At 30.9% G+C, this 7,401-nt stretch carries 9 protein-coding genes; all 9 read right to left on the bottom strand.

Going from position 1 to position 7,401, the window contains the following annotated elements:
* Nucleotides 1-1,626 precede the first annotated feature (1,626 nt).
* The 9 genes from ACP15M_RS14455 to ACP15M_RS14415 all read right to left on the bottom strand — a co-directional run bounded on the left by ACP15M_RS14455 (nt 1,627) and on the right by ACP15M_RS14415 (nt 7,339).
* Complete coding sequence (locus ACP15M_RS14455) at nt 1,627-2,253, bottom strand: hypothetical protein (protein ID WP_425077910.1); 627 nt, start codon at nt 2,251-2,253, stop codon at nt 1,627-1,629.
* Nucleotides 2,254-2,412: 159 nt separating this feature from the next.
* Nucleotides 2,413-2,934 (bottom strand): hypothetical protein, encoded by a 522-nt coding sequence (locus ACP15M_RS14450; protein ID WP_425077909.1) that lies wholly within the window; start codon nt 2,932-2,934, stop codon nt 2,413-2,415.
* A 165-nt stretch (nt 2,935-3,099) separates the two neighbouring features.
* Nucleotides 3,100-4,167 (bottom strand): XRE family transcriptional regulator, encoded by a 1,068-nt coding sequence (locus ACP15M_RS14445; RefSeq protein ID WP_425077908.1) that lies wholly within the window; start codon nt 4,165-4,167, stop codon nt 3,100-3,102.
* A gap of 58 nt (nt 4,168-4,225) precedes the next feature.
* Nucleotides 4,226-4,846, bottom strand: coding sequence for a hypothetical protein (locus tag ACP15M_RS14440; RefSeq protein ID WP_425077907.1), 621 nt, complete (start codon nt 4,844-4,846; stop codon nt 4,226-4,228).
* A gap of 297 nt (nt 4,847-5,143) precedes the next feature.
* Nucleotides 5,144-5,815: a hypothetical protein gene (locus ACP15M_RS14435; protein ID WP_425077906.1), complete on the bottom strand. Its 672-nt coding sequence runs from the start codon at nt 5,813-5,815 to the stop codon at nt 5,144-5,146.
* A 198-nt stretch (nt 5,816-6,013) separates the two neighbouring features.
* Entirely contained in the window at nt 6,014-6,247 is a 234-nt protein-coding gene (locus tag ACP15M_RS14430; protein WP_425077905.1) for a hypothetical protein, read from the bottom strand.
* A gap of 121 nt (nt 6,248-6,368) precedes the next feature.
* Entirely contained in the window at nt 6,369-6,623 is a 255-nt protein-coding gene (locus ACP15M_RS14425) for a hypothetical protein (RefSeq protein WP_425077904.1), read from the bottom strand.
* 174 nt (nt 6,624-6,797) lie between these two features.
* Entirely contained in the window at nt 6,798-7,100 is a 303-nt protein-coding gene (locus ACP15M_RS14420) for a type II toxin-antitoxin system RelE/ParE family toxin (RefSeq protein WP_425077874.1), read from the bottom strand.
* Complete coding sequence (locus tag ACP15M_RS14415; protein WP_425077875.1) at nt 7,097-7,339, bottom strand: type II toxin-antitoxin system ParD family antitoxin; 243 nt, start codon at nt 7,337-7,339, stop codon at nt 7,097-7,099. The genes ACP15M_RS14420 and ACP15M_RS14415 overlap by 4 nt, the downstream gene beginning before the upstream one ends.
* Nucleotides 7,340-7,401 lie beyond the last annotated feature (62 nt).

The raw sequence follows: 7,401 nt of genomic DNA, 5'->3' as shown, positions 1-7,401 counted from the left end.
AAAGCTAAACTCAAGTTTTGCTTTTACCATTGATAGCGAAAAGTGTTTGCAAAACTCTTTGTAACATTTATCCTTTGAGTAAGAAATTCCGCCAGAGTAGGATTCTGATTAATTTGATTTATATAAAACTTTTTGATGTAGAAGTCTTTCCACAAACGAGCTCAAAAATCCGCAAGAGTAAAATTCCAATATTATTAATGATAAAAGTAATAGATGAATAATTAAGTTCTTTTTGAAGTAAAATAAATTTCCGAGTTTGAGTAAGTAAATCCGATAATTTTAAATTTTAAAAGCTTTTTATGTTAGGAGTTACGATTTTCGGAGCTATTGTTACTAACGTGTTTGTGTATGGTTAGTTGCGTGGTTAAGCAACTAAATTAGCAAACTTTTACGAACCCGAGAAAATTCCGCAGGAATTTTAGCAAGTAAGCACTTAAAAAGCAATTAATTATACACGCTGTTAGTTACTGTAGCGACACAATTGAGTAATCAGAATCAGTTAAGCGATAAAGATTTGACAATGAAAAGAGAAAAAAGCTAAACTCAAGTTTTGCTTTTACCATTGATCGCGAAAAGTGTTTGCAAAACGCTTTGTAGCATTTATCCTTTGAGTAAGAAATTCCGAAAGAGTAGGATTCCGATTAATTTGATTTTAGGATAATATTTGATTTATATAATACTTTTTGATGTAGAAGTCTTTCCATAAACGAGCTCAAAAATCCGCAAGAGTAAAATTCCAATATTATTAATGATAAAAGTATAGATGAATAATTAAGTTCTTTTTGATGTAAAATAAATTTCCGAGTTTGAGTAAATAAATCCGATAATTTTAAAAACTTTATATGTAAGGAGTTACGATTTTCGGAGCTATTGTTACTAACGAGTTTGTGTATGATTACGTTGTGTTGGCAAGGACTAAGTTAGCAAAAAGAAACCAAACCAGAGGAAAATTCCGCAGGAATTTTCCGAGTACACACAAACCGAACAATGAATTATACACAGTGTTATATAATGCTGCGACACGTTTGAGTAAGCACATTTAGTTTAGCAATAAAGAAAGGAACAATAAAAAAGTAAAAAGCTAAACTTTAGTTTTGCTTTTACGATTGATCGCGAAAAGTGTTTTTTTTATAAACGCTTTGCAGCTTTTAGCGTTTGAGTAATCAAATCCGCAAACTTGCTAAATTCCGTAAGAGTTAGATTCCACTTATGCTGAATTTAAAATACTTTTTGATTGGTTTGATTTTTTTTGATGTAAGATTAATTCCGCAAACAAGCTAAAGAATCCGCAAGAGTGAGATTCCATTTATGTTGAATTTAAAAACATTTTTTGATTGATATGACTTTATATAATGTAAAAGAAATTCGGTAGGAGTGAGAATCCGATAATTTTGATATTTAAACAATTATTTTGTTGGGAGTTACGATTTCGGAGCAGTTTTTTATAACGTGTTCGTGTATGGTTTGTGCGGATTGAGCCGAAGCTGTTTTAGCTTCGGATGAGCCACTCGTGGCGAAAAATCCGCTGGAGGAAAACAGCAAGGCTTTGGCTTGTGAGTTTTCCGATTGATTTTAATGTTTCTTAAAAGTAGGAATTTTTCTTTTAGTTAACCAACATAGCATTAACTATACACGTTGTTGTGCAACGTTTTTTAATTCCGTTTCTATTATTTTTCCAAGTTTTACAAGGTTAACAGAATCTTCTTCATTGAATTCTTTTTCGAATTTCAAAAAGATTGAATTGTTCTTAAACTCCAAACTAAATTCATTGACTTTAATTAATTCATCCGTTATTCTTTTTGTTATTATTTTCTCCAATTCCAATTGGCTTAATGACGATTCCAGAATGTATTTTTTATTAAATTCTTTTCTGCCATCAAGTTTTTTATCAAATTTCAGAAACAGATTTGCAATTTTTTCTTTCAGATAAGCTGGTCTTATTATAAGTTCAGGAAGATTTGATTCCGTTTTTAAAATCAATCCATTGTGTTTGCTTTCAGTATCTATTTCAATCATCGACTCTCCACCAGTTCCCATTATTTCAGTTTTATATGAATTGCGAATAGATAATAAATACGCATCAGATTCAAATTCCGTTAACTTCCATGTATAGATATTTTTTAAGAACTTACCTTTTGGAATAATTGAATATTTGCTTAAGTCAAATCTAATTCCACTTGCGACTTCCATTGGAAATTTCTTTTTCAATGAGTTCAGTATTTTTCTATTACTTTTTTCGATTTCGGAAGTCATTATTCAAATGTTGCACAACGTGATTGTGTATGATTGCGTTGTGTTGGCAAGGACTAAGTTAGCAAAAAGAAACCAAACCAGAGGAAAATTCCGCAGGAATTTTCCGAGTACACACAAACTGAACAATGAATTATACACGTTGTTGTGCTTTCGTGCAATCTATTGTTTTTCTTCTTCCATTTCTTTCATATTATAAATAGTACCAGCTTTTTCTATTGGTGTATTTCCAAGCTTATTTTTTGCAGTTTTAATTTCGGACATAAAACGAGTGAATTTCATTGGTTCTTCACCAATTATATCCACATCACATAAAATTGTGTCATTTCGTTTGTAAAGCGAGAAATTATATTCATGTCCTTTCGGTGAACTACTCTTGAAATCTGTAAAAATGAAATGTCGAAATGAGTAATAGAATTTATCATCGTAAATTATTAAAAAGTCATTTTCACCAAAGATTGTCGAAAGATTATTTTTGTATTTTCCATCAAATACAGTTTTCAGATTTGAATTGAATAATTCAGAATCGTTCTCTCGGTTTATTGAAGTAAAACCATATTTGATTTCCACGTTTTCAACTTGCAAATCATTATTAGTATTAACTAGTATTTCATTATTATTTCCACAACTTGTGAATAATGCTATTGATAATACTAAGAGGTTGTGAATTTTTATAATTTTCAATATATCTTGTTTTGAGGCATGAAGCACAACGTGTTCGTGTATGAGCAGTAGCGGATTTTAAAGCACTGCTTTTCAGATTACAATATACTTTAATAAAATGAAATAGCGGTTCAAGTTATAACTCAAACCGCTATTGCTTATACACGTTGTTACCTCTCGTTTTTTCTAAATCAACACTCTTAATTTTGATTGATTTCGATTTGTCTCACAATATCTTTTGATAACGTCAACAGGTAAGGAAAAAGCACTTGCCAATTCAAAATCCGAATAAGCTAATTCAGTTTTGTGCATAGAATATCCCTTTCGGAATAATTCGGGTGTGTCGATGTAGATGTCAAATCCTTCATCTTTTTTTAAGCCTTTTCGACTGAATTCGATATTCAGATATGTGTAAGTATCCTTTGTTATACATCCCAAATCTTTTGCCCTTCTTATAATTGATGCCATAGAAGTAAGCCAATATCTTTTGAGTTCAGCGAGATACGATAGTCTCAAGCTATAAAGAGAGTTTTTAATTGCTTCTTTAGGCATTAAAAATTCAGATGCGAATGTATTGGCTTCATTCTCTAATTCTTTTTCTCTGTGTTTCGGAATAGCAGGATTATTTATTGAATGCATTAGTAGATGACCTAACTCGTGAGCAATGGTAAATCTTTTTCTGTCATTACTGAAATTTTTATTTAAAACAATGACAGGATGATTATTGTCCGACACAAACGAGACACCATCAAATTTTTCAATAGCATCTAATTCCACTATAATAATTCCATTAACTTCTAAATAATTACATATCTCTCTTACAGGTTCATCAGGTCTTAATCCTAAAAATTTCCTTGTATAGGATGCAATGTATTCAGGTGTGTAACCATCTTCAATGTCCAATGTTTTAAAAGTAAATTCTGGCCACATTAAAGAGTCCGCCATTTCGTCTACCAAATAACCAATTAGTTTGTAGCTATTTTCAATGTCTGTTCTATCTTTCTTAGTAATTGTAGTTCTTTTACGGTAATGCGCAGTCTCTGATTCGTTCGAAATGTTTTTACTCAAAAACTCAAATGGAAAGTCCAAAAAGGAAACAATTTTTGATAGTAATTCATCAGATAATGTGCTTAAACCTTTTTCAAACTTTGACAAGTTTGGTTGAGACAATCCATCAATCATTGAAGATAAATCTGTTTGAGAATACCCTCTATATTCTCGCGCAAATGTTAACTGTTTGTGATTGATTTTCATTTTTTTGTTTTCATATTTAGTTAATATAATAATCGGTCGTACACGATTGGATTAATAATTAGCCAACTTTTTTGTCGCCTTCTTTTCCTTTTTTGAGGATAGGTGTGGCTTTTTCCACCTTTCTTGGTAATTGTATAGACTTGTCGATTGTAATATCATCAAGCGTAACAATCCATTGAATCCTGTCTTCGTCTAAATAGACTAATTTAGGTTCTGAAATAACACCAACACTATTTTTCTTGTAGCCAAAGAACAATATAGGTTCTTCGACATAACTTGCTTCATTAAATAAAGGTAAAGATAGTTGTTGCGAGATTGCTTGAACGGAATTAGTCTTAATATTCATAGGCATGTTTTTCTTATCTAATTTCTTAAATAGAATTATATAACCATTAACACGAAGTGTGAATCGTTTATATTTTCCAAACCTCCAGTTATTCGGGAAATACTTTTGAATGCATTGTAACATTTTAGAGTTTAACAATGATGCTTCAAAACCTCTTCCACGAGCTAAAGGTGGTGTTTGAACGATTTCACTTTCATAAAGTTCGTGAGCCTCTTTAAATGCCTTAAACATTAGTGGAAGCTCCTTTTTTAAATCAAATTTAGCACCTTCTTCGGTTGCTAATCGCCTTTTATTTTGGCGGTAATTCACTTTTTTTTCGTAAATTTGTTTCATACTTAAAAAAATATTTAAAAATCGGTACGACCGAAAATTTAGTATCTCTGTTGGCGCAGAGATATTTTTTATCCTACAAATATATAAAAAATAAATGATATTGTATTTTTGACTATATAATTTTAAAATAAAATTGTATTTCGGTCAAAATGAGAGGTAACGAGTTTGTGTATGATTACGTTGTGTTGGCTAGGACTAAGTTAGCAAAAAGAAAACGAACCAAAGGAAAATTCCGCAGGAATTTTCCGAGTACTCACAAACCGAACAATGAATTATACACGTTGTTAGCCACAGTAATTATTTTGGTATACTTCTTACGTAATCAAAAAATAATTGTCTTGTTCCATCGTCTAATCTTAATTCTAATTGAGAATTTTGATTTAACTCTTGAGCTTTTGATAGACAGCCGAAAACCATATCTCTAAAGTTTTCCACATTTATTGATGTTGTATATCGTTCTCTTCCAGTATCTAAAGTTTCGTAATTTCCGTCCCATGCATTTTCAGCTGGTTCATAAATTCCATTAATATCTTTATTATATCTGAAATGATAAAATTTATTCTTATTAACAATATAAGAAGATAAGCTTACGTTATGCAACAGACCGTTTCTTAAAGCATAAATTACATCGATTATCTCATCGTCTTCGCTGAATTCTCCTAAATAGTATAGGCATCTTTTGATTCCGTTTTGAAATCTAGGCTCGCTTTTATCTTTACGATTATAACAAGTTCCCAATTGATCTAATATTGCGCAGAGCGAAATATAAGGTATTAGTTGTTTACTATATTCATTGCTTAAACTATGCTGTATGTTTTGATATATAAAAGATAGGTTCGAACGTAGTATTGCATTTTTTACTGTAATAGGAGAGTAGCTTGTAGATAAATGGACAAACATCATTTCGTCACTTGTTAATTCATCAATTTTTTTCTCGAGCAATTGTATTTCAGTAATGTTATTTGTCATGTTTATGGTTTTATTGTGGCTAACATGTTTGTGTATGATTACGTTGTGTTGGCAAGGACTAAGTTAGCAAAAAGAAACCAAACCAGAGTAAAATTCCGCAGGAATTTTCCGAGTACACACGAACCGAACAATGAATTATACACGGTGTTGCCATTTCGTTGTTTTTCAGAGTTTCTTATTTACCAAATTCGTTTTTATTTAAATATCTTTATTTCCTTTCTTCAGTTTTAATTTTAACTCCTGAATTTCAGCATTTTTATCTTTGACTTCCATTTGAAAATACTTTAGACTTGTAAACAAATAAATAAGTACAAGAATATTCCTAAAATCTATCGAGTTATATTTAGTCAAGAAATCAAATTTGCTCGAAATCCATAAAATTCCAAATAATATAATTGATACTGTAGAAATTATTTTTAGTGTTTTTTTCATTGATTTTCAGTTTACAGCATTTGAGTAAATTCAGTCAGCGTTTAATTCCGTAATATTTTCAATTCCGTTTGAGTGATTTAATTTTGAACAGTTCAGTTTTATAAACTCATCCTAATTCCGATTATTTTTTATGTCTTTCTTCTGGTTTTCTTGTTAACACAAAATATAAAACATATAACCAGCTAAAAATTCCGTGTATAAAAGCTAACAAAACAGATTTATTTCTCTCCCAAGAAACTACAACAGCTAAAACACTTCCTAATCCAATTCCACTTCTTATTGCTGTATTTTTTATTTCTTCGTTTCCTGTTTGTTGACTAAAACATTCTAAAGAGAATAAAAGCATAAAAATTAAAGTCAGTTTTATGTTTTTCATATATTTTTTCGATTTTGAGTGCGTTCCGCCAATGAATGGCAACGGTCTTGTGTATGGCTCGTTGCGGGAAATCCGCGAGGATTTTCCGTCGTAACCGAAAGATAGCAAATTGCAATGAATTCCGATTAGGAATTCAGCCGCAATGAGCTATACACGTTGTTGTGTGCAGTTTTTTTATTTCAGCCTTTTTTTAATGTTCATTCTCTGATGCAAAACTCTAACGATTTCCACAATCTCATTATCTACTTTTCTGTAAAAAATCAGATGAGATTTGATTTTCGTTACTCGATAGTTTTTTCGAGTTTGTTCTGCGGATTTTCCAATCAGATAGTTGTCCGCAATAAATTCAATTTCCGCTATTATTAAATCGTAATATCTATCTGCTTGTTCTTTAGACCACTTGTTAAGAGTATAAATCCAAATTTTATCTAAATCCTCAATCGCTTGTTGGCTTATGCGATATTTGTTTTTACTCATAAGTGTTTACTATGTAATTCTTTCAGATGTTGTTTTGGGTCAAAATTTTCAACAAATCCACTGTTTTCCCCAACTTCGAGAGCTTTAATCAGTTCTCTTTCTTTTTTTTCTTCACGTTCTAACAAACGTAAAGCAGAACGAATTACTTCGCTAACTGAACCATATCTTCCAGAATTTACTTCTTCTCTGATAAAATCCTCAAAATGATTTCCGAGTGATATTGATGTGTTTTTTCCCATTTAGACTCTAATTTTAATCAAATATACCAAATCTTGGTAACGTAGCCAAATTGCACACAACG

The organism is Psychroserpens sp. S379A (assembly GCF_049800755.1).
GTDB lineage: Bacteria > Bacteroidota > Bacteroidia > Flavobacteriales > Flavobacteriaceae > Psychroserpens.
The sequence above is the reverse complement of the archived record's forward strand: the minus strand, read 5'-3'. Positions and strand labels throughout refer to the sequence as shown.

Coding starts and splice junctions, on each gene's coding strand:
- ACP15M_RS14455 (WP_425077910.1), bottom strand. CDS start 2,253: ATGACTTCCGAAATCGAAAAAAGTAATAGAAAAATACTGAACTCATTG.
- ACP15M_RS14420 (WP_425077874.1), bottom strand. CDS start 7,100: ATGAGTAAAAACAAATATCGCATAAGCCAACAAGCGATTGAGGATTTA.
- ACP15M_RS14435 (WP_425077906.1), bottom strand. CDS start 5,815: ATGACAAATAACATTACTGAAATACAATTGCTCGAGAAAAAAATTGAT.
- ACP15M_RS14445 (WP_425077908.1), bottom strand. CDS start 4,167: ATGAAAATCAATCACAAACAGTTAACATTTGCGCGAGAATATAGAGGG.
- ACP15M_RS14415 (WP_425077875.1), bottom strand. CDS start 7,339: ATGGGAAAAAACACATCAATATCACTCGGAAATCATTTTGAGGATTTT.
- ACP15M_RS14430 (WP_425077905.1), bottom strand. CDS start 6,247: ATGAAAAAAACACTAAAAATAATTTCTACAGTATCAATTATATTATTT.
- ACP15M_RS14425 (WP_425077904.1), bottom strand. CDS start 6,623: ATGAAAAACATAAAACTGACTTTAATTTTTATGCTTTTATTCTCTTTA.
- ACP15M_RS14440 (WP_425077907.1), bottom strand. CDS start 4,846: ATGAAACAAATTTACGAAAAAAAAGTGAATTACCGCCAAAATAAAAGG.